Origin of the sequence: Devosia sp. (genome assembly GCF_017744655.1) — a bacterium.
Taxonomy (GTDB): domain Bacteria; phylum Pseudomonadota; class Alphaproteobacteria; order Rhizobiales; family Devosiaceae; genus Devosia.
In genome coordinates, this window is record NZ_JAGIAW010000014.1 from 296,177 (window position 1) to 316,017 (window position 19,841).

Annotated in this window: 18 protein-coding genes; 6 read left to right on the top strand and 12 right to left on the bottom strand. The window is 61.3% G+C overall.

What is annotated here, in order from left to right; genetic code table 11:
• Both cyoB and cyoA read right to left on the bottom strand, forming a co-directional pair.
• Complete coding sequence (cyoB, locus tag J7557_RS21010) at positions 1 to 1,998, bottom strand: cytochrome o ubiquinol oxidase subunit I (RefSeq protein WP_291422331.1); 1,998 nt, start codon at positions 1,996 to 1,998, stop codon at positions 1 to 3.
• Positions 1,995 to 3,149, bottom strand: a complete 1,155-nt coding sequence (cyoA, locus tag J7557_RS21015) for a ubiquinol oxidase subunit II (RefSeq protein WP_367272922.1) — start codon at positions 3,147 to 3,149, stop codon at positions 1,995 to 1,997. The genes cyoB and cyoA overlap by 4 nt, the downstream gene beginning before the upstream one ends.
• A 239-nt stretch (positions 3,150 to 3,388) precedes the next feature.
• Here cyoA and J7557_RS21020 point away from each other — a divergent pair, with 239 nt between their 5' ends.
• The 4 genes from J7557_RS21020 to J7557_RS21035 all read left to right on the top strand — a co-directional run bounded on the left by J7557_RS21020 (position 3,389) and on the right by J7557_RS21035 (position 8,833).
• Positions 3,389 to 4,717, top strand: a complete 1,329-nt coding sequence (locus J7557_RS21020) for an MFS transporter (RefSeq protein WP_291422334.1) — start codon at positions 3,389 to 3,391, stop codon at positions 4,715 to 4,717.
• A gap of 175 nt (positions 4,718 to 4,892) precedes the next feature.
• On the top strand, positions 4,893 to 6,173 hold the full coding sequence (locus tag J7557_RS21025; RefSeq protein WP_291422336.1) for a Gfo/Idh/MocA family oxidoreductase: 1,281 nt from the start codon (positions 4,893 to 4,895) through the stop codon (positions 6,171 to 6,173).
• Positions 6,174 to 6,187: 14 nt separating this feature from the next.
• On the top strand, positions 6,188 to 7,918 hold the full coding sequence (gene araD, locus J7557_RS21030; protein WP_291422338.1) for an L-arabinonate dehydratase: 1,731 nt from the start codon (positions 6,188 to 6,190) through the stop codon (positions 7,916 to 7,918).
• 15 nt (positions 7,919 to 7,933) lie between these two features.
• Complete coding sequence (locus J7557_RS21035) at positions 7,934 to 8,833, top strand: dihydrodipicolinate synthase family protein (protein ID WP_291422340.1); 900 nt, start codon at positions 7,934 to 7,936, stop codon at positions 8,831 to 8,833.
• 275 nt (positions 8,834 to 9,108) lie between these two features.
• On the opposite strand, the gene J7557_RS21040 is transcribed toward J7557_RS21035, so the two are convergent.
• The 6 genes from J7557_RS21040 to J7557_RS21065 all read right to left on the bottom strand — a co-directional run bounded on the left by J7557_RS21040 (position 9,109) and on the right by J7557_RS21065 (position 14,472).
• Positions 9,109 to 9,564, bottom strand: coding sequence for a GNAT family N-acetyltransferase (locus J7557_RS21040; protein WP_291422342.1), 456 nt, complete (start codon positions 9,562 to 9,564; stop codon positions 9,109 to 9,111).
• Positions 9,565 to 9,574: 10 nt separating this feature from the next.
• Entirely contained in the window at positions 9,575 to 9,730 is a 156-nt protein-coding gene (locus tag J7557_RS21045; protein ID WP_291422344.1) for a hypothetical protein, read from the bottom strand.
• Between the two features lie 154 nt (positions 9,731 to 9,884).
• Positions 9,885 to 10,613: an ATP-binding cassette domain-containing protein gene (locus J7557_RS21050; protein ID WP_291422346.1), complete on the bottom strand. Its 729-nt coding sequence runs from the start codon at positions 10,611 to 10,613 to the stop codon at positions 9,885 to 9,887.
• The gene (locus J7557_RS21055) at positions 10,610 to 11,620 is read right to left on the bottom strand and encodes an ABC transporter permease (protein ID WP_291422507.1); all 1,011 of its coding nucleotides are present in this window, start codon (positions 11,618 to 11,620) and stop codon (positions 10,610 to 10,612) included. The genes J7557_RS21050 and J7557_RS21055 overlap by 4 nt, the downstream gene beginning before the upstream one ends.
• 165 nt (positions 11,621 to 11,785) lie before the next feature.
• Positions 11,786 to 12,745: a substrate-binding domain-containing protein gene (locus J7557_RS21060; protein WP_291422348.1), complete on the bottom strand. Its 960-nt coding sequence runs from the start codon at positions 12,743 to 12,745 to the stop codon at positions 11,786 to 11,788.
• Between the two features lie 185 nt (positions 12,746 to 12,930).
• Positions 12,931 to 14,472, bottom strand: a complete 1,542-nt coding sequence (locus tag J7557_RS21065; protein ID WP_291422350.1) for an aldehyde dehydrogenase family protein — start codon at positions 14,470 to 14,472, stop codon at positions 12,931 to 12,933.
• A 118-nt stretch (positions 14,473 to 14,590) separates the two neighbouring features.
• Here J7557_RS21065 and J7557_RS21070 point away from each other — a divergent pair, with 118 nt between their 5' ends.
• A complete protein-coding gene (locus J7557_RS21070) occupies positions 14,591 to 15,277 on the top strand; it encodes a GntR family transcriptional regulator (protein ID WP_291422352.1) in 687 nt (228 codons plus the stop codon).
• Positions 15,278 to 15,295: 18 nt separating this feature from the next.
• The gene (locus J7557_RS21075; protein ID WP_291422354.1) at positions 15,296 to 16,066 is read left to right on the top strand and encodes an SDR family NAD(P)-dependent oxidoreductase; all 771 of its coding nucleotides are present in this window, start codon (positions 15,296 to 15,298) and stop codon (positions 16,064 to 16,066) included.
• A 148-nt stretch (positions 16,067 to 16,214) separates the two neighbouring features.
• Here J7557_RS21075 and J7557_RS21080 read toward each other — a convergent pair whose 3' ends face one another.
• From J7557_RS21080 to J7557_RS21095, 4 genes are all read right to left on the bottom strand, one after another.
• Complete coding sequence (locus J7557_RS21080) at positions 16,215 to 16,454, bottom strand: helix-turn-helix transcriptional regulator (RefSeq protein WP_291422357.1); 240 nt, start codon at positions 16,452 to 16,454, stop codon at positions 16,215 to 16,217.
• Between the two features lie 5 nt (positions 16,455 to 16,459).
• Positions 16,460 to 16,861: a flagellar biosynthesis repressor FlbT gene (locus J7557_RS21085; RefSeq protein WP_291422359.1), complete on the bottom strand. Its 402-nt coding sequence runs from the start codon at positions 16,859 to 16,861 to the stop codon at positions 16,460 to 16,462.
• Between the two features lie 59 nt (positions 16,862 to 16,920).
• On the bottom strand, positions 16,921 to 18,981 hold the full coding sequence (locus J7557_RS21090; protein WP_291422361.1) for a flagellin: 2,061 nt from the start codon (positions 18,979 to 18,981) through the stop codon (positions 16,921 to 16,923).
• Positions 18,982 to 19,204: 223 nt separating this feature from the next.
• Positions 19,205 to 19,798 carry a response regulator transcription factor gene (locus J7557_RS21095; protein ID WP_291422364.1) on the bottom strand — a complete coding sequence of 198 codons (594 nt, stop codon included), beginning with the start codon at positions 19,796 to 19,798 and terminating at the stop codon, positions 19,205 to 19,207.
• Between the last annotated feature and the right edge of the window lie 43 nt (positions 19,799 to 19,841).

The window sequence follows — 19,841 nt, forward strand, 5'->3', positions numbered from 1 at the left end:
TTAGCGCGCTCCGCTCAGCAGGCGCGTGCGGGTGTCTTCGACCTCGGCAACGGCCTCGACCGGGATGTAATAGTCGCGGTCATAATTGAATGTGTGGATGATGGCAGCGCCGATGAGCGCCACGAAGCTCAGGATGGCGAGCCACCACATGTACCAGATCAGGGCAAAGCCAAGCACGACGCTGAGACCCGCCAGGACGATGCCTGTGCCGGTATTGCACGGCATATGGATTTCCATGAAGTCCTTGGTCGGACGCTGTGCATGCCGCGTCTTCATGTCCGCCCAGGCATCGTTGTCGTGGATGATGGGTGTGAAGGCAAAGTTGTACTGCGGCGGCGGTGAAGAGGTCGCCCATTCGAGCGTACGGCCATTCCACGGATCGCCCGTCGTGTCCCATTCCTTGTTCTTGCCAAGGATGGAAACGGCGAACTGCACCAGCATGGCCGCAATACCACCCGCGATCACCAGGGCGCCGATACCGGCAATGATGAACCAGATCTGCAGCGACGGATCGTCGAACGTACGCAGACGTCGCGTAACGCCCATCAGCCCGAGCACATAGAGCGGGCCGAAGGCCAGCCAGAAGCCGACATTCCAGAGCCAGAACGAGATCTTGCCCCAATAGGTGTTGAGCTTGTAGCCAAAAGCCTTGGGCCACCAGTAGTTGATGCCGGCGAAGATGCCGAACAGCACGCCGCCGATAATCACATTGTGGAAGTGCGCCACGAGGAACAGCGAATTGTGCAGCACGAAGTCGGCCGGCGGCACGGCAAGCAGCACGCCGGTCATGCCACCGATGGTGAAGGTGAGCATGAAGGCGATGAGCCACATCATCGGCAGTTCGAAGCGGATACGGCCCTTGTACATCGTAAAGAGCCAGTTGAAGATTTTGGCACCTGTCGGGATCGAGATGATCATCGTCGTGATGCCGAAGAACGAGTTGACGCTCGCGCCCGAACCCATGGTGAAGAAGTGGTGCAGCCAGACGAGGTAGGACAGCACGGTGATCACTACGGTCGCATAGACCATGGACGTGTAGCCGAAGAGCCGCTTGCCCGAGAAGGTCGAGGCAACTTCGGAAAAGATGCCGAAGCACGGCAGGATGAGGATGTAGACCTCCGGGTGACCCCAGATCCAGATGAGGTTGATATACATCATCGGGCTGCCGCCGAAATCGGCGGTAAAGAAATTGGTGCCGACATAGCGGTCGAGCGCCAAAAGCGTCAGCACGGCGGTCAGGATGGGGAAGGACGCAACAATGAGCACGTTGGTGCAGAGCGAGGTCCAGGTGAAGACCGGCATCTTCATCAGGCTCATGCCCGGGGCACGCATCTTGATGATGGTCGCGATCAGGTTGACGCCCGATAGGGTCGTGCCCACGCCCGCCACCTGCAGCGCCCATATATAATAGTCGACGCCCGAGGCCGGTGAATGCTCGATCCCCGACAATGGCGGGAAGGCCAGCCAGCCAGTTTGAGCGAACTCACCGATAAAGAGGCTGATCATGACCAGCACGGCGCCGCCGGCGGTCATCCAGAACGAAAAATTGTTGAGGAACGGGAAGCTGACGTCACGCGCGCCGATCTGCAGCGGCACCACATAGTTCATGAAGCCCGTGATCAGCGGCATGGCCACGAAGAAGATCATGATCACGCCATGCACGGAGAATAGCTGATCATAATGGTGGGCGTTGAGGTACCCCTCATAGCCATTGAAAGCGATGGCCTGCTGCAGGCGCATCATCAAGGCGTCGGCAAAGCCGCGCAGCAACATGATAATGCCGAGCACCATGTACATGATGCCGATCTTCTTGTGGTCGACGCTGGTAAACCACTCTTTCCAGAGATAGCCCCAGAGCTTGAAATAGGTCAGCGCGCCCAGAACGGTGAGGCCACCAATGGCCACGACGATGAAGGTGATGACCACGATCGGTTCATGCAGTGGCAGGACGTCCCAGGTGAGACGCCCGAAAATGAAGGACCAGAATTCGTTTGTCATAGCGCGTCAGCCGAGGTGTTTTGGTTGAAGGCGAGCTTGCCGGCGAGCCAGTCAAGCGCGGGCGCATTGCTTTGCGCGACCATTTCGGGACGGGTCAGCCCCTTGCCGACGAGCGGCGCTGCGTTCGGAGCCTTGAGCGCCGGCAGCTTTGCCGTCATGGCAATGGCTTCGTCCGTCGAGCAGATCGCCGCGACATAGGTCTTCTGCGGCCCGAAGGGTGCACGGTTCTTTTCGCCGCCGCCATAAAGCTCGGGCGCCAGATTGTTGACGCCGGCATGGCCGAGGCCACCCTGCTCGTCGATCGACATCATCTCGCTTACACACATCTTGTCGCGCTCGACGCACATATTGACGATGGCGGTGTAAAGCCCGCTTTCTACGCCTGAGAAGTGCATCACCGGCACACGCTCGCTCGGCTTTTCGACTTCGAGATAACGCTGGCGGCTGAGCATGTCGGGCGAGTTGCGAACCTCGGCGACCCAGGTCTCGAATTCGCCATCGCTCACGCCCTTGGTTTCGAAGTGCATGCCCGAGAACCCGTGGCCGCTATAGTGGGCAGCAATGCCCTTATAGGTGCCCGGCTCATTGATGACGCCGTGGAGACGCGTCTGCATGCCCGGCATGGCGTAGATCTGGCCAGCCATGGCGGGAATGTAGAACGAGTTCATCACCGTCGAAGCCGTCAACTTGAAGCTGATCGGCCGATCGACCGGCGTCACGAATTCGTTGACGGTGGCAATATCGTATTGCGGGTAGATGAACATCCACTTCCAATCGAGCGCCACGACCTCCACTTCGAGGGGCTCGACTTCTGCGACCACTGGCCGGTCCGGACCAAGGCGACCAAGCTGGCGATAGGGATCGAGCAGATGCGTCGATACCCAGGTCACCGCGCCAAGGCAGATAATGATGGCGAGCGGGGCAGACCAAATCACCAGTTCGAGCTGGGTCGAGTGATCCCAGTTCGGCTCATATTTGGCATTGTTGCCCTGCCGATATTTGCGCGCGAACAGCACGACCAGCACCATCACCGGAATGATGATGAGCAGCATGAGCACTGTTGCGATGATGATGAGATCGCGCTGCTGCACGGCGACATCGCCGGCCGGCGCCATCACCACGGCATTGCAGCCGGCGAGAAGTGGTGCCACCAGGGGCACAAGAAGAAGTTTGGCAAAACGAGACATTGCGGCCCTTGGGAGGAAGACTGCGCTTGGTTTGCGGACTACTCCCGTGGCATCCTCTGCGCCATCGGACATTTTGTCCACTCGCAAGCGCCCTCTCTTTGATGCAAGACAGCTTCAAACCAGTCCATAGCGAGTGACTGACCGCCTTCTCCCCTCTCCCGGAATGCGGATCGGAAATTCAATAAAACCAGGAGCTTAGCGACATGGCAGCCTCCACCCCCCAGGTCCCTGAGACTTCAGCCGAACACGACGCACGCCAACTTCACGACACGCACAGACCCGTCGACGCCAACGAGATCGCCATCGGTGTGATTATTGGTCGCACCTCGGAGTTCTTCGATTTCTTCGTTTATGCCATCGCCTCGGTTCTGGTGTTCCCGACGCTGATCTTCTCTTTTGCCGATCCGTTAACCGGCACGCTTTTGTCCTTCGCCGTCTTCGCCCTGGCCTTCGTTGCCCGCCCCATCGGCACGGCGATCTTCCTTGCCGTCGACCGCCGCTACGGGCGCGGGGTCAAGCTCACCATCGCGCTGATGCTGCTCGGCGTCTCCACCGTGGCAACAGCGTTCCTGCCCGGCTACGATCAGGTCGGCTGGCTTGCCGTCGCCATTCTCGTCATCTTCCGTATCGGCCAGGGTCTCGCGCTCGCCGGCACCTGGGATGGTCTCGCCTCGCTCCTCGCCCTCAACGCCCCCCAGCAGAAGCGCGGCTGGTTCGCCATGGTGCCCCAGCTCGGCGCCCCCATCGGTCTTATCGTTGCATCGGCGCTCTTCGCCTATCTTTCTTGGGCCCTTTCGGCCGAAGATTTCCTCGGCTGGGGCTGGCGCTATCCCTTCTTCGTGGCCTTCGCCATCAATATCGTGGCGCTCTTCGCGCGCCTTCGCATCGTGGTCACGCCCGAATACACCCATCTCTTCGAGAGCGGCGAACTCGAACCCTCGACGCTGCGCGAGACCATCACCAATGACTGGCGCAACATCGTCATCGGCGCCTTTGCGCCGCTCGCGAGCTTCGCCCTCTTCCACATGGTGACCGTGTTCCCGCTCTCCTACGTGTTCCTCTACACCCAGGAAGTGCCGGCCAATTTCCTCGTCATCGAAATCGCCGCCGCCTGCGTCGGCCTCGTCGCCGTGGTGCTCTCGGGCTATCTCGCCGACAGCATCGGCCGCCGCCAGCTCCTCGGCTATTCGGCTGCCGCCATCGGCGTCTTCAGCATCTTTGCGCCACTGCTGCTCGGCGCTGGCCAGACCGGCGAAACCATCTACATGATCATCGGCTTTGCCCTGCTTGGTCTGTCCTTCGGTCAGTCCTCTGGTGTCGTCGCCGCCAACTTCACCCGGCTTTATCGCTATACCGGCTCGGCCCTGACCTCGGACCTCGCCTGGCTTTTCGGCGCCGGCTTCGCGCCGCTCGTCGCATTGCTGCTGTCGAGCAACTTTGGCCTCATCTCCTCGGGCGCCTATCTACTCTCGGGTGCGGTCTGTACGCTTGTTGCACTCTACCTCAACCGGCACTTGGCCCGTACTAACTAACTGTTCTTGCAAACCTATTGAAGCGCGCGGCCATTCCCATGGCCGCGCGTTTCGTCTTTTTCGCCTTCCTTCCAAAAGAACGAGTGCACGCCGTCAATCTTGTATGGTACATGTAACCGCGCGGCGAAAAGACGAGTCACCAAGCCGTGGTTTTGATGGCATGCGAGGAGCGGAAATGGCCAAGACTTATGCAATCGTGGGCACGGGCGGACGGGCCAGGATGTTCTACGAGGCCATCCTCGGACCGCATAAGGACAACTCGCGCGTCGTCGCCCTTTGCGACACCAATCAGACCCGTATGGACTACACCAACCGCCTCTTCGTCGAAGAGCTCGGTGGTCAGGCCGTGCCGACCTACAAGGCCGGCGACTTCGAGAAGATGATATCAGAGCAAAGGCCCGATTTCGTCATCGTCACTTCGGTCGACCGTACCCACCACAAGTACATCATCCGCGCCATGGAACTCGGCTGCGATGTGATCACTGAAAAGCCGATGACCGTCGACAAGGAAAAGTGCCAGGACATCCTCGACGCCGTCGAGCGCACCGGCAAGAACATCCGCGTCACCTTCAACTATCGCTATGCCCCGCACAATTCGGCCCTGCGCGAACTGATCGCCGAGGGCGCCATTGGCACCCCCACCTCGATCCATTTCGAATGGCTGCTCGATACCCGCCACGGCGCCGACTATTTCCGCCGCTGGCACCGCGACAAGCGCAATTCCGGTGGCCTGATGGTCCACAAGTCGACCCACCATTTCGACCTCGTCAACTTCTGGCTCGGCAGCCAGCCCGACACGGTCTTTGCCATGGGCGACCTGAAGTTCTACGGCCGCGCCAATGCCGAGGAACGCGGCGTCTTCACGCCCTATACCCGCACGACGGGCGTGGAAGCCGCGAAGGACGACAAGTTCGCCATCGACCTGACCTCGAACCCCGTGCAAAAGGCGCTCTACTGGGACGCCGAAAAGGAAGATGGCTACCAGCGCGACCAAAACGTCTTTGGCGACGGCATTTCCATCGAAGACACGATGAATGTCATGGTCCGCTACCGCAACAAGGCGGTGATGACCTACTCGCTCTATGCCTATGCCCCGTGGGAAGGTTTTAACGTCGCCATCAACGGCACCGGCGGGCGCTTGGAATTGATGGTGCGCGAAACCTCCTACATCAATGCCGGCTCGACCTCGACCGCAGAGGGCGCCGCCAAGGGCATCGACCTCTACCACTTCCCGCTCCACGGTGAGCCACGCGTCATCCCGATCAAGCATGCCGAGGGTGGTCATGGCGGCGGCGACAAGATCATGCTCGAAGAAATTTTTGGCAACGCAACGCCGCGCCCGGGCTATGGCGCCAACCATCGCGACGGCGCCCTCTCGATCCTGACCGGCATCGCCGCCAACCAGTCCTTTGCTACCGGCCTGCCGGTTGACGTGCGGACACTGGTAAAACTCTGATCGGGGGCCGGGCGATGCGAAAAACGCCCGACCAGCTCCGTTCGGCGCGCTGGTTCGCGCCGGACGACCTCCGCAGCTTCGGCCATCGCTCGCGGCTGATGCAGCTCGGCTATTCGGAAGCCGACTTCATGGGAAAACCCGTGATCGGCATCCTCAATACCTGGTCCGAACTCAACGCCTGCCACAGCCACTTTCCCGAACGCGTCGAGGCGGTGAAGCGCGGTGTCCTGGCCGCTGGCGGCTTCCCGGTAGAGCTGCCGACCCTCTCGGTCGATGAGAGTTTTACAAAGCCTACCTCCATGCTCTACCGCAACATGCTCGCCATGGAAGCGGAAGAAAACATCCGCTCGCACCCGCTCGATGGCGTGGTGCTGATGGGCGGCTGCGACAAGACCACGCCCGGCCTCGTCATGGGCGGCATCACGGCCAATGTGCCGATGATCTATCTGCCCGCCGGCCCCATGCTGCGCGGTAATTATGCCGGCAAGCCCTTGGGCTCGGGCTCCGACGCGTGGAAATACTGGGACGAACGTCGCGCCGGCAATGTCACGGATGAGCAGTGGCAGGGCCTGCAAGGCGGTATCGCCCGCTCGGCCGGCGTCTGCATGACTATGGGCACGGCCTCCACCATGACCGCCATCGTCGACGCCATGGGCCTCACCCTACCCGGCGCCTCCTCGATTCCCGCCGTCGACTCGGCACACCAGCGCATGGCCGCCGATTGTGGCCGCCGCATCGTCGATATGGCCTGGGACGACATCACCCCCGCCCACATCGTCACCGAAGCCGCGGTGCGCAACGGCGCCGTGGTCGCCATGGCGACCGGCTGCTCGACCAATGCCGTGGTGCACCTCATCGCCATGGCCCGCCGCGCCGGCGTCGACCTCTCGCTCGACGACCTCGATGCGCTCGGCCGCACCACCCCGCTCATCGCCAATGTCCGGCCCAACGGCCAGGGCTACCTGATGGAAGACTTTTACTTCGCCGGCGGTCTCCGCGCGCTGATGACGCAGATCACCGACCGGCTGCATCTGGGCTGCATGACGGTCAACGGCAAGACCCTCGGTGAAAACCTCGAAGGCGCCGTGGTCTACAACGCCGACATCATCCGCCCACTCTCAAACCCGGTCTATCACGAAGGCTCTTTGGCGGTTCTCCGCGGCAATCTCTGTCCCGATGGCGCGGTCATAAAACCCGCAGCCTGCGACCCCAAATACTACCGCCATCAGGGCCCGGCGCTGGTCTATGATTCCTATGCCGAGATGAAGGCGGCGATTGACGACGAAGACCTCGAGGTCACACCCGACCACGTCCTCGTCCTCCGCAATGCCGGCCCGCTCGGCGGCCCCGGCATGCCCGAATGGGGCATGCTCCCCATCCCCAAGGCCCTCATCAAGCAAGGTTTTCGCGACATGCTGCGCATTTCCGACGCCCGCATGTCCGGTACCTCCTATGGCGCCTGCGTGCTCCACGTCGCGCCCGAATCCTATGTCGGCGGCCCGCTTGCCCTGCTCCGCACCGGCGACATCGTGCGCCTCGATCTCGACGATCGCCGGCTCGATATGCTGGTCGCCGAGGACGAACTGGAGCGCCGCCGCGCCGCCTGGACCCCGCCTGCCCCGCGCTTCGAACGCGGCTGGGGCTGGATGTATTCCAAACACGTCACCCAGGCCGACAAGGGCTGCGATTTCGATTTCCTCGAACGCAGCTTTGGCGCGGCTGCGGGCGAACCCGACATCTACTGAACCGAAAGGCGCGACATGACCCGCACGCTCGACCGGGCCCTCACCGGCATTTCAGGCATTCTCGTCACGCCCTATGACGAAAACGGCGACATTGCCCCGCAAAAGCTGGTGCCCGTCCTCGACCGCGCCCTCGGCGCGGGCCTCCACATGCCGGTGATCAACGGCAATACCGGCGAGTTCTACGCGCTGACGACCGAAGAAGCCTCCACCATGGTGCGCGAGGTGGTTCACCTCGTCGCCGGCCGCGCGCCGGTCCTCGCCGGCGTCGGCCGCGGCATCCGCGATGCAGAGGCATTGGCTAAAACCTCGGCCAATGCCGGCGCCGCCGCCCTCATGGTGCATCAGCCACCCGATCCCTTCGTCGCCCCCCGCGGCATCGTCGACTACCTCAAGGCCATTGCCGACGCCTCTGGCGGCTTACCCATGATGCTTTATCTCCGCAACGACACCATCGGCACCAAGGCGATTGCCGATCTCTGCGCCGTGCCCGGGGTAAAAGGCGTCAAATGGGCGACACCCAATCCCCTAAAACTCGCCGAAGCCAAGGCCGCCTGCGATCCCGACATCGTCTGGGTCGGCGGTCTCGCCGAAGTCTGGGCCCCCGCCCTCTACGCCGTCGGCGCCCGCGGATTCACCTCCGGCCTCATCAATGTCTGGCCCGAACGCTCCCTCGCCATTCACGCTGCGCTCGATAACGGAGACTATGTCAGCGCCAACAAGCTCATCGCCGGCATGAAGGCCTTCGAAGACATTCGCGCCGAAGAAATGAACGGCACAAACGTCACCGGCGTAAAGGCCGCCTTGCAGGCCTTGGGCCGCGATTGCGGCCCCACGCGCCCACCCTCCGCCTGGCCGCTGAGCCCGCCCCAGCAGCAGAAGCTCGAAGCCTTCATAGCGGAGAACGGGCTCACATAGCTCCAGCACTCAGCACCTCTGCCACTGCGCCGATACCTATGGCGACCAACACCAATGCCATCAGCACAATGACGGCAATGACGCCCCTTTCGAGATCATCGCGCGCCGTGCTTGAGCCACTTTTCGCCCGTCTGATCGGCCGTCTCATCCGGCGACCCATACGACGAAACCGGCGAGAACACAGAACGACACACAAACAAAGGCAATGATCAGGAGCGCGCCCTTATCGACATCGCTTTCATGCGCCTCAGGCCCACGCCGGGCCATATCCCGCCTCATGACGCCACCAGCGGCAGACGAAACTCGCCGCCCTTTCCGCTGAGAAAGCCGCTATCGGCGAGAAAGGCCTGCAAGTCGGCCGCATCACCCGGAACATGGGCAGTCACCACGGCGGCTCCCGCAAGGTCCGCCCGCGCAATGCCGGTTTCGAGCAATAGCCGCCCGATGCCGCGCCGCCGGGTCGAAGCCTCGACACCGAGCCAGGCCAGCCGGGCCACGTCGGCGCCCTTGTGATGCCAGATCACCACCGCGCCGACCACAAGCTGGCACTCCGTCGCGACATGCACATGGGCGTCTTCTGCTTGCAGCAATGTCTGCCAGATCGGATGTTCGCCACCGACGCCACCCGGCAGCCGTTCGGAAAGGCCCCACAAGCCGTGTACATCCCCGAGGCGCGCTTCATGCAGCCGCGCAAAGGTTTCAAGGCGCGTCATCGATGCCACCATGGACATGACCTGCTCCTCACCAACCACTGAGAAAGGCGATGGCAATCAGCCCTGCCATGATGATCGAGCAGGTGAACAGGACAAACCTGCCGCCTTTCGGCTCGACCACTTCATGCGGCTGATCGCCAGACAGGCCATTTCGATAATGAAGAAGGTAATAGGGGGGACGCATGGTCTTGCACTCCAGGTTGGTTGCAAGACGATCCTGCGCCTCTGGCGCATAAAGCCTCCATTCGAAATCATGCGCGCGATATAAGGCCGGCATAAAGAAGCCGCGCTCACACGGTCCGTCACCCCGGTCCGACCCGGGGTGACGCTCGACACCGCTAGGTCAGCACCACATGCTGCGTCAGTTCCTCGATCGTCGTGTCGGCCTTCGCCACATCGAACACCTTCGTGCCATGGCTCATGATCACGAAGCGATCGCAGACCTGGTAGGCGTGGTAGAGATTGTGCGTCACCAGCACGCTCGACACGCCCTCGGCTTTCAACTTCAGCACCTGATTGAGCAGGGCCTCCGTCTCGCGCACCGATAGCGCCGAAGTCGGTTCGTCGAGCAGCAGCACGCGCCGCTTGAAGAACACCGCCCGAGCAATCGCCACGGCCTGCTTCTGTCCGCCCGAAAGATCACCCACGAGCTTATCCGGACTGTCGATGCCCGAAATATGCACGGCGCTTTCCAGCACCTGCATGGCAATCTCGCGCATCTTTTTCAGGTCCAGAAACCCGAAGCGATCAGTCAATTCGCGACCAAGGAAGATGTTTCGCGATATGGACAGGCAATCCACCAGCGCCGTGTTCTGGTAGATGGTCTCAATCCCTGCCTCGGCGCTATCGCGGCGATTGGCAAAGGTCTGGCGTTGCCCATCCACCGAGATATAGCCCGAGCTTGGCTGGTGAATGCCCGAGATCATGTTGACCGTCGTCGACTTGCCGGCGCCATTGTCGCCGAGCAACCCCACAACCTCACTGTGCCCAACTTCAAAACTCAGGTCCGTCAGTGCCTTCAGCGGCCCAAAGGTCTTGTTGATATTGTGTAGCTCAAGCAGGCTCATGACTCGGCTCCCCGGCGATCAAGACCGTGATTGAAGATCGAGGCAGCAACGATCAGCGTGGCGATGAACATGTCGAGATAGAAGCCCGGCGCCCGCATCAGCAGCAGCACGTCGGTGATGGTGAAGATCAGCATCACCCCTAGAAACACGCCCAGGATCGAGCCACGACCGCCACGAAGGGAAAGCCCGCCGATGACACAGGCGGCGATGGCCTGAAGCTCCAGCCCTGCCCCCTGTCCCGGCTGCACCGAGCCGACGCGCGTAGTCGCTAGGATGCCGGCAAAGGCAGCCATGAAGCCGGCAATGGCAAAGGCGATCATCTTGATCCGCCCGGTATTGACCCCGATCGCCGTAGCCGCAGCCCGGTTGCCGCCGGTCGCAAAGATATGGTTGCCCAGCCGATGCCGGTGCAACAGCGCCCAGAAGATGAGGCACAGAGCGATGAACCAGATGAAGGCGGCATTGATACCGAAAATCGTGCCCGAAAAAAGCGCGTTGAACACAGGGTTGGGATCAAACCGCACCTGCACTGCTCCATTGATAAGAAGCACCGCGCCGCGCCAGAACAGCAGGCCGCCCAACGTGACGATAAAGCTTGGCAGATGAAATCGGAGGGTCAGAAACCCGTTGCCAAGCCCGATGACAGCGCCGACCAGCAACCCCACAGGCGCGGCGAGAAACGCATCCACGCCCGCCCCCACCAGCATGGCCATGATGATGGCGGTGAGCGTATAGACCGAGCCGATGGAGAGATCGAACTCCCCGGCGATCATCAAGACGCCAGCCCCAAGCGCCAGGCAGCCGAGCACCGGCACCGAGCGCATCATGATGCCCATATTGGCCGATGAGAGATAACGGAAATCGTCCGGGAACAGCAGCCCCGCGATGATGCAGGCAAGCTGCACGACGATGAAAACCAGCAGAATAGCGCCCGCCGGCATGCTGAGAAGGCTATGCAGCCACTCTCCTGCCGAGCGCCGGGGCGCAACGGCCCGGTCATGGGTCATATCGGTCACGTTTCGTATCCAGTTGTTCGAGCATTCAGCGCCCTTGCCCTTCCTTCGCCGCTCATTCCCGCGAAAGCAGGAATCTTTCGTGTGGCGACAGGGATTCCTGCTTTCGCGGGAATGACGCCGTGGAAAATTGGGTGGGGCCGAAACCCCACCCACTGATCAGCGATAGGTGCCGATGAACGGCTTCACGACGCCGATGCGGGCCTGGTCGAGGAAAGCACCCTGGCCGGTATCGACATCGGTCGGCGTCAGACCATAGCGCGCGGCCATGGCGATCTGGGCGATCGGATAATAGCCCTGGAGGTAGGGCTGCTGGTCCATCGTGGCGAACATGGCGCCCGATTCCACCGCATTGACGATCTCGACCGCGAGGTCAAAGCCGCCGAACGGCACGTCGACGCCCGCGTCCTTGATCGCACCCGCGCCAACAGTGGAGGTCACCGAACCGGTGCCGAACACGGCCTTGATATCGGGATTGGCGATCAGGGCCTGTGCCATGATGTTCTGTGCTTCAGCAGGATCGAGTCCGGCACGCACGGTTTCAACCTTGATGCCATGCTCGGTCATCGCGCGCTCGATGCCGCCGCCACGGGCCACGGCAAAGCTGGCTTCCGGGATTTCGCGCGGGTTGAAGACGGTATCGCCTTCCTTGAGATCGAAGGCTTCGATCATGCGGATGCCCAGTTCATAGCCCGAGGCTTCTTCGTTCATGCCCACATAGGCCTGGCGGCAATTGCCGGCTGCACCTTCGAGGTCGTCATTGTTGAAGCCGATGACCACGACGCCCGCGTCGACCGCAGCGCAGATGCTGTCATCAAACGCGTCGGACGAGGAAATGGCGACAGCAATGCCATCAACCCCGGTTGCCACGGCCGTATCGATCAGGTCATTCTGGCGCACCGGATCATTGTTTGCATATTGAACGTCGAGATCGACGTTGAATGCGGCGGCGGCATCTTGCGCGCCCTTCACCACCGGATTGAAGAACTGCACGCTGGGATCGAGATAGATGATCATGGTCGCTTTGACGGGCGCCTGATCCTGCGCCAGCGCGCCACCGACGGTTGCGAACAGAGCGCAACCGGCCAACAGAGCAGCTTTTGACTTGGTCAATTTCATCGCTTAATCCTCCCTTTGGATTGTGGCGGGCCCTCCTCAGGTCCCGCTTCGGGCGGCGTGCTCCGACCAAAGATTGCGCCGCCAGATTCTGTCATTCCCACCACGTCATCTCCGCCAAAGCGGAGGTCTCCCTCCTCAGGTGAGATTCCCGCTTTCGCGGGAATGACGCCGTGGGTGTGTTTCTCCTAGTGCTCGAACCAAGGCTCCCCGCGCCCAAGGGTCATGTGCAGACCCTTGAACTGCGAATATTCATCAAAGCCATAGCGCCCGAGTTCGCGACCAACGCCGCTCATCTTGTAGCCACCGATGGGCATTTCCGGCGTTCCCTCGATCACCGAATTGATCCAGCATCGCCCCGCCCGCAGTTTTCGCGTGGTTTGAATCGCCGTCTCCAGGTCGCGCGACCAGACGCCGGCCGAAAGACCGAACGGCGTGCCATTGGCAAGAGCGACAGCCTCCTCCGGCGTGTCAAAACCAATGGTGGCGAGCACCGGCCCAAATATTTCTTCTTGGGCGATGCGCATGTCAGGTCGCACCTTGTCGAAGACCGTCGGAGCAAAGAAATTACCCGATCCCTCATCGAGCATCTCGCCGCCCAGCAGCAGTTCGGCGCCCTCTTCCAGACCAGCCGCCACGTAGCCCGCAACCTTGTGGAGATGCGGCACGGACACCATTGCGCCATAGCGGGTCGTGGCGGCCAGCGGATCGCCGAACGGCAGGCGACGCGAGAGATCGAGCAGGCGCTCGAGCAAGGCCGGACGGATAGAATTTTCAACGATCAGCCGGCTGCCCGAAATGCAGCACTGACCGGCATTGTGATAGACGCCATAGGCAATGCCATCAGCTGCCGCCTCGAGATCGGCATCGGCAAAGACGATCTGCGGCCCCTTGCCCCCGAGTTCGAGCCCGACACGCTTCACATTGCTCGCCGCAATCCCGGCAAGCTGCGTGCCGACACGCACGGAGCCCGTGAAGGCCACCATGTCGACACGCGGGTCTTCGGCGAGGATTTGCCCGACATCCGGCCCATAACCGGTGATGACGTTGAACACCCCCGCCGGCAGGCCCGCCTCAAGCGCGATCTCGGCCAGCCGGACCGTCGTGCCGGAGGTGAATTCACTCGGCTTCACCACAACGGTGCAGCCCGCTCCCAGCGCCCACGGCACACGCTCCGACATGATGATGAAGGGAAAATTCCACGGCGTGATGATGCCCACAACCCCGGCCGGCTCGCGCAGCACAAGCCCAAGCCGATTGGCCCCGATGGCATTATGCGTATCGCCCTCGAGCCCGCGGCATTGGCCGGCCGCATAGGTCCAGAGATCGGCGCAATAACCGATTTCGCCGCGCGCCTGGTTGATCGGCTTGCCCGTCTCGAGGCATTCGATCAGCGCCAACTCGTCCTGATGCTTCAGAATGCCCTGCGCGATGGCGTGAAGAATGGTCGAACGCTCGGCCCCGCTCATCCGCCCCCAGGGGCCATTGTCGAAAGCCGTGCGAGCTGCGCCGATAGCGCGCGAAGCATCTTCCGTCGTGCCAGCAGGCCAGGTGCCGATGACCTTGCCGCGATGGCCAGGGCTCTCCCGCTCCACGACCTTTCCAGACACAGCATCCACGGATTTGCCATCGATAAGCATGCGATAGGCGCGTTTACTCTGAACACGCGGATCACTAAGATTCGGAACGGCAAAATTGTCCTGAAAGCTGGATTGACTTGTGATGGCCATGGCGGACTGATCCACCTCCCCGAAGATGCTGGACCCGTTCAAACGCGTCCTGTATGGAATTGTATGGTACCGTATGGCGCATTGACCCAAGCTGTCAATGGCATGGGCGAGATGTAATATGACCTTGGATATGCAGACGTCGGCCGAGAGCGGAGAAAGCGCGGCAGCATCAATCGAGAAGGACCTGCGCCGCTCGATCATCGAGCTCGAGCTCCTGCCCGGTACGCGCCTTTCCGAACAGGATATCGCGACAAAACTAGGCGTTTCCCGCCAGCCCGTACGCGAAGCGCTGATCCGCCTCGCCAATTCCCGCCTGATTGAAATCCGGCCCCATCGCGGCACGGTGGTCGCCCGTATTTCAGCCAAGGAAATGATCGAGGCGCTCTTTGTCCGTCAGTCGGTGGAGATCGCCGTCGTCGCCAAGGCCGCACAAAATTTCGACGCCTGGCAGCGCAAGCGAATCTCGAGCCTCCTGGTAAAACAGGCCGAAGCCGCCGAGAAACTCGACCATGCCGGCTTCCGCGAGCACGACGAGGCCTTTCACATCGCCATCGCTACCGGCGCCGGCGTCGGCATCGCCTGGATCGCCATTGCCGATATGAAGACGCACATGGACCGGGTCTGTAACATGACCCTACAAAGCGAGGCCGACATGGCCCGCCGCGTCCGCGAACACACCGCCATCATGGATGCCATCGACGCTCATGATGTGGAAGGCGCAAAAGCGGCCATGGCGACGCATTTGGGCAGTATTCTCGACGAACTTCCCGAGCTAGAAACCCGTCACGCCAATCTTTTTATCTAGACCGCTCGGAGTTCACCAATGACGCAATCCGCCCGCTATCCGAGCCTTGCCGGCATGCCCGTGGTCATTTCCGGCGGCGCCTCCGGCATTGGCGGGGCCCTGGTGCGAAATTTTGCTGCACAGGGCGCCAAGGTCGGCTTTGTCGACATCCAGGACGACCGCGGCACGGCTCTTGCTGCCCAACTGACCGCAGCCGGCCAGGCCGTACTCTTCACCCGTTGCGACATCACCAACACCGACGCCTATCAGACCGCCATTGCCGGCTTCGCTGCCGCCCATGGCGACGCCTTAGCCCTCGTCAACAATGCTGCCCACGACCAGCGCCACGAATGGCAGGAAGTGACCTCGGCCTATTGGGACGACCGCATGGCGGTCAATTTGAAGCATTCCTTCTTCGCCATCCAGGCCGTCGCACCCGGCATGGCCAAGGCCGGCCGCGGCTCGATCATCAATACCGGCTCCATAAGCTGGATGATCATGTCGCCCAAAATCCCGGTCTATGAGACCGCAAAGGCCGCCACCCATGGCCTCACCCGCGGCATGGCACGCGAGCTGGGAAAATCCGGCATCCGTGTCAACACACTGGTGCCCGGCTGGGTGATGACCGAGCGCCAATTGACCCACTGGGTCGATGGGGCAGCCGAAGCCCAGATTGACGCCCAGCAGGCCCTTGCCGGCCGCGTCCAGCCCGACGACATCGCCCGCATGGCCCTTTTCCTTGCCGCCGACGACAGCGCCATGATCTCGGCCCAGCAATTTGTCGTCGATGGCGGCTGGGCGCATAGTTGAGGGCCCGAGCCACAAAGCCCCTCCCCTGTACCGTCACCACCGGGCTTGTCCCGGTGGTCCATGCCATCCGGAGGATGGCGGGCCGCCACAAAAATGGATTGCCGGGACAAGCCGGCAATGACGACACCTGAGAGAAGGCTCTAGACGTTCAGATGAACAGCGCTGCCGGCTCGACGTCCAGCGCCTGGGCGAGATTATCGATGTCATCGAGCGCCAGATTAAATTTGTCCGACGTTTCGAGCGCCCGCACCTCGGCAATGCTCCAGCCGAGCCGCGTCGCAAACACTTCAAGGCTCAAGTTGCGGATACGGCGCAGGCGAACCACATTGCTGGCAATGAGCATGGCACCGGTCATTTCGGGCTCGACGGCAAAAGCGGTAGCGGCCATGGCGATCAACCCACCAGCTTGAGCTTGGCCCGGGTCTCGGTAAGCTCGGGATTGGAAAGGCATTTGAGAAGCTTGATGGCCTTGTAGATGGCGCCATTCATCAAGAGGCCATTGACCTCGGCCACGAGGCTCGAATGCTGCGGCGCCTCGGCAAGCAGCGCCTGCACGGCTTCGAAATAGGCAATGTGGTGACCTGCAACATCGCCAGTCAGATACATCTGCTGCACGGCATGGCGCAGGCGATGGGCGGGTGAATTGAGGTCCGCGTCCGAAACATAGTCTTCGGAACGCAAAACGGGGGCCTTACCCCCTACGAGAACGTTGACGATTGCATCGCACTGCACGGTGATTTCCGCGGTGCCGACGAAGAAGCTTTCGCCGGGCTTTACAGTGAGCTTCAGAGCCATCGTCTTTCCTTCTGGGTAGGACCGGGGGCGACGACGCCGCCCCCGGAAAGTCTTGGCGATTAACGCAGGAGCTGCAGAACAGCCTGGTCCTGCTGCGAGGCCATGGACAGAGCCGACGAGGAGAGCTGCTGGCGGGTCTGGAGAGCCAGAAGGTTTGCAGCTTCTTCGTTGGTGTCAGCCAGGGTCAGGTTCGCAGCGCCGGTTTCCAGCGTGTTGATCATGTTCTTGGTGAACGACTGACGGTTTTCGACCGACGACAGGTTCGAACCGAAGGACGATGCCTGCGAGCGGAGTTCGGTCAGAGCCGAAGACAGCTTGGAAAGGAATGCGTCGATCTTTTCGTCGGTGTCGAGGTCGACGGCGTCGAGGCTGTCAACGCCCAGGTTCGAGGCGTTGATACCGCGAACGTTGCCGTTGGCATCCTTTGCCTGGATGTCGATCGAGGACGTGCCGCTTTCGTTGAAGGTGATCTTCAGCTTGTCGCCACGAAGCAGGTTGATGCCGTTGAAGGACGAGTCATCAGCGAGCTTGTCGAGCTGGTCGCGCAGTTCGTTGAACTGCTTGGACAGGTTCGAACGTACCGTGTTGCCGTCGATCTTGAGCGGGGTGATGGCGTCGTTGCCATTGAGGTCAACACCGATGTTGAGATCCTGGGTCGACAGGTTCTCGATACGCAGCTTGCCGTTGTCGTTCGAAGCGCGGATCTTGCCCGCATGGTCGCGGTTGATCAGTTCGACGAACTTGTCGACGGTCTTGGTTGCGTTGAGCTGGCTCTTCTCGGCAACGCCGGTGTTCACACCATTGGTACCGAAGAGGGCGACAGCGTCGGTGCCGGAAACGGCGAGGGTCTTGGCCTCGGCGGTCTTGGCGACCAGCGAGAACTTGCCATCGGCGTCGAACGAACCAGCAACATTGGTGATACCCTTGGCTTCAAGCTGAGCAGCAACCGACGCGAGGGTCGCATCCTGCCAGTTCTTGACGTCGAGAGCGTTTGCACCAGCCTTGACGCCACCGATCGAGATGTCGGCGGTCTTGCCGTCATAGGAAACGGTGAAGGAGTGCTTTGCAGCAGCAACTTCGGTCGTGTAGGCGCCAGCAACGACGGCAGTGGTCGTCACATTGGCAGGAGCGATGCCGACGATGGCCGGAGCCGTACCGCCAAAGTCCTTGTTTTCCAGCTTGATGGCACCGGTGGTGGCATCGGCGGTGACGGTATAGCCATTGGCTTCACCATCGTCCTGGAGGGCCTTCACGAAGTCATCAAAGCTTGCGCCGGTGCTGATCGTATTGCCGCCAACGGTGATCGAGGTGGGGACGTCCGAATAGTTGAATTCGGCGGCGCCCTTGACGGCAACGGTAGTTGCGTCGCTGACATCAACGGTCGCAGCGGCCGCACTCGGATTGACCGATTCCACGATGATCTTGCCAGCATTGGCGCCGGTACCGGCGGAAACGTTGTACTGACCGGCAATACCGCTGGCGTCGAGATCGCCCTGGAGCTTGGCGACGAAAGCGGCGTCAGTAGCGAGATCGGCAGTTGCCAGAGTGATAGAGACGCCACCAATGGTGATCGTGTCCGTGTTGGCAAAGCCGGTACGATCGATCATCGTGCGGGCGCCGGCACCAGCAGCGCTATCGCTGGTCGAAACCGGACCGACATAAGCGGTCGATGCGGCAGTCGTGAGCTGGGCCTTGACGCCCGGAACGGTTGCCGTTGCGAGGCTGACATCGACGCCGGCTTCGCCGAACTGGCCGCCTGCGATCTTGATCTTGGTCAGGTCGCTGACTTCGAAGGACTGGGTCTGGAAGGACTTGTCCTGACGAGCCTGGCGCAGCGTCGACTGCATGGATTCCAGGTTCTTGGTCAGCGCGGTGATGCCGTTATTGGCGGCTTCGATGACCTTGATGCCCGAAGCCATCGAGTCGAGCAGGTTGCTCATATCGGCAGCGCGGCTGTTGAGGGCCGAGGCGGTGAAGAAGTTCGACGGATTGTCGAGGGCAGAGTTCACCTTGTTGCCGGTGGCAAGACGAGACTGCGTCTTGTCCATCATGGTGGCGGTGTTCTGGAGGCTCAAGAGGTTCGAACGAACGGCTTTTGAGAGAGAAACTTCGGAACCCATGTGTGGTGCTTTCCTTCTGGAAACATGAGCCGCTTCATGCAGCCCTTTTACAAATCAGAGGATTGTACGCATCACATTAAAAGCGCGTTAATGATGCGCATAGACCTACAATTAAGCAAGGAAATTTTGTAGTCATAAACCCAGCCGGACATGTGTCATCGGCGCCCGCCCCCGGGAAAGCGGGGACGAGCCTGGGGCTTGGACAGGCGCTGGAAGCGGAAAATCAGGCGCCGCGATAGCGCAGGGCAAATTGAGTGCGGTTGGAGGCATCGAATTTACGGAGCAGGCTTTTGACATGCACCTTCACGGTGCCGACCTGCAGCTCGAGCTGCTCGGCGATTTCCTTGTCCGAAAGGCCGCGCGCCAGAAGCGCCGCCACGTCCTGCTCGCGCGGCGTCAGGGGGCTCGCCTGCTGCCGCAGCAGGAGGTCGGCCGGCACGAATCGCTCGCCCGCAAGGACGAGGTTGAGCGCATTGATCAGCGCTTCCCCGGGCATGGATTTGGGCAGCCAACCGACGACACCGCGTTGCAGCGCCTCTCCGGCCACCTGCGGATCGTCGAGTCCTGAAAGAAAGGCGATGCGCAGGCCGGGCCGCCTTGTTGCCGCCATTTCCACCGCTTCAATGCCGCTGGTGCCCGGCATGGAATAATCCAGCAGCAGCAGGTCTACCGGTGCGTCGGTGGACAAATAGTCCAGAACGCTTGCGAGCGAGGAGAAAACCTGCGCCTCGATATCGGCACCGCTAGATTCCAGCAAGAATTTAACGGCATCGGCGAAGAGCAGATGATCATCAACGAGCAGAAGTTTTCTAGACAAATTCCTGCAAGCCCAGAAGTTTGAGAGATTTTATGCGAATTTT

Bases quoted from the DNA above. Each gene is read 5' to 3' on its own strand.
- J7557_RS21020 (WP_291422334.1), top strand. From the start codon at position 3,389: ATGGCAGCCTCCACCCCCCAGGTCCCTGAGACTTCAGCCGAACACGAC.
- J7557_RS21060 (WP_291422348.1), bottom strand. From the start codon at position 12,745: ATGAAATTGACCAAGTCAAAAGCTGCTCTGTTGGCCGGTTGCGCTCTG.
- araD (WP_291422338.1), top strand. From the start codon at position 6,188: ATGCGAAAAACGCCCGACCAGCTCCGTTCGGCGCGCTGGTTCGCGCCG.
- J7557_RS21065 (WP_291422350.1), bottom strand. From the start codon at position 14,472: ATGGCCATCACAAGTCAATCCAGCTTTCAGGACAATTTTGCCGTTCCG.
- J7557_RS21070 (WP_291422352.1), top strand. From the start codon at position 14,591: ATGACCTTGGATATGCAGACGTCGGCCGAGAGCGGAGAAAGCGCGGCA.
- cyoB (WP_291422331.1), bottom strand. From the start codon at position 1,998: ATGACAAACGAATTCTGGTCCTTCATTTTCGGGCGTCTCACCTGGGAC.
- J7557_RS21050 (WP_291422346.1), bottom strand. From the start codon at position 10,613: ATGAGCCTGCTTGAGCTACACAATATCAACAAGACCTTTGGGCCGCTG.
- J7557_RS21025 (WP_291422336.1), top strand. From the start codon at position 4,893: ATGGCCAAGACTTATGCAATCGTGGGCACGGGCGGACGGGCCAGGATG.
- J7557_RS21080 (WP_291422357.1), bottom strand. From the start codon at position 16,454: ATGGCCGCTACCGCTTTTGCCGTCGAGCCCGAAATGACCGGTGCCATG.
- J7557_RS21035 (WP_291422340.1), top strand. From the start codon at position 7,934: ATGACCCGCACGCTCGACCGGGCCCTCACCGGCATTTCAGGCATTCTC.
- J7557_RS21055 (WP_291422507.1), bottom strand. From the start codon at position 11,620: ATGACCCATGACCGGGCCGTTGCGCCCCGGCGCTCGGCAGGAGAGTGG.
- J7557_RS21045 (WP_291422344.1), bottom strand. From the start codon at position 9,730: ATGCGTCCCCCCTATTACCTTCTTCATTATCGAAATGGCCTGTCTGGC.
- J7557_RS21085 (WP_291422359.1), bottom strand. From the start codon at position 16,861: ATGGCTCTGAAGCTCACTGTAAAGCCCGGCGAAAGCTTCTTCGTCGGC.
- J7557_RS21090 (WP_291422361.1), bottom strand. From the start codon at position 18,981: ATGGGTTCCGAAGTTTCTCTCTCAAAAGCCGTTCGTTCGAACCTCTTG.
- J7557_RS21075 (WP_291422354.1), top strand. From the start codon at position 15,296: ATGACGCAATCCGCCCGCTATCCGAGCCTTGCCGGCATGCCCGTGGTC.
- J7557_RS21040 (WP_291422342.1), bottom strand. From the start codon at position 9,564: ATGTCCATGGTGGCATCGATGACGCGCCTTGAAACCTTTGCGCGGCTG.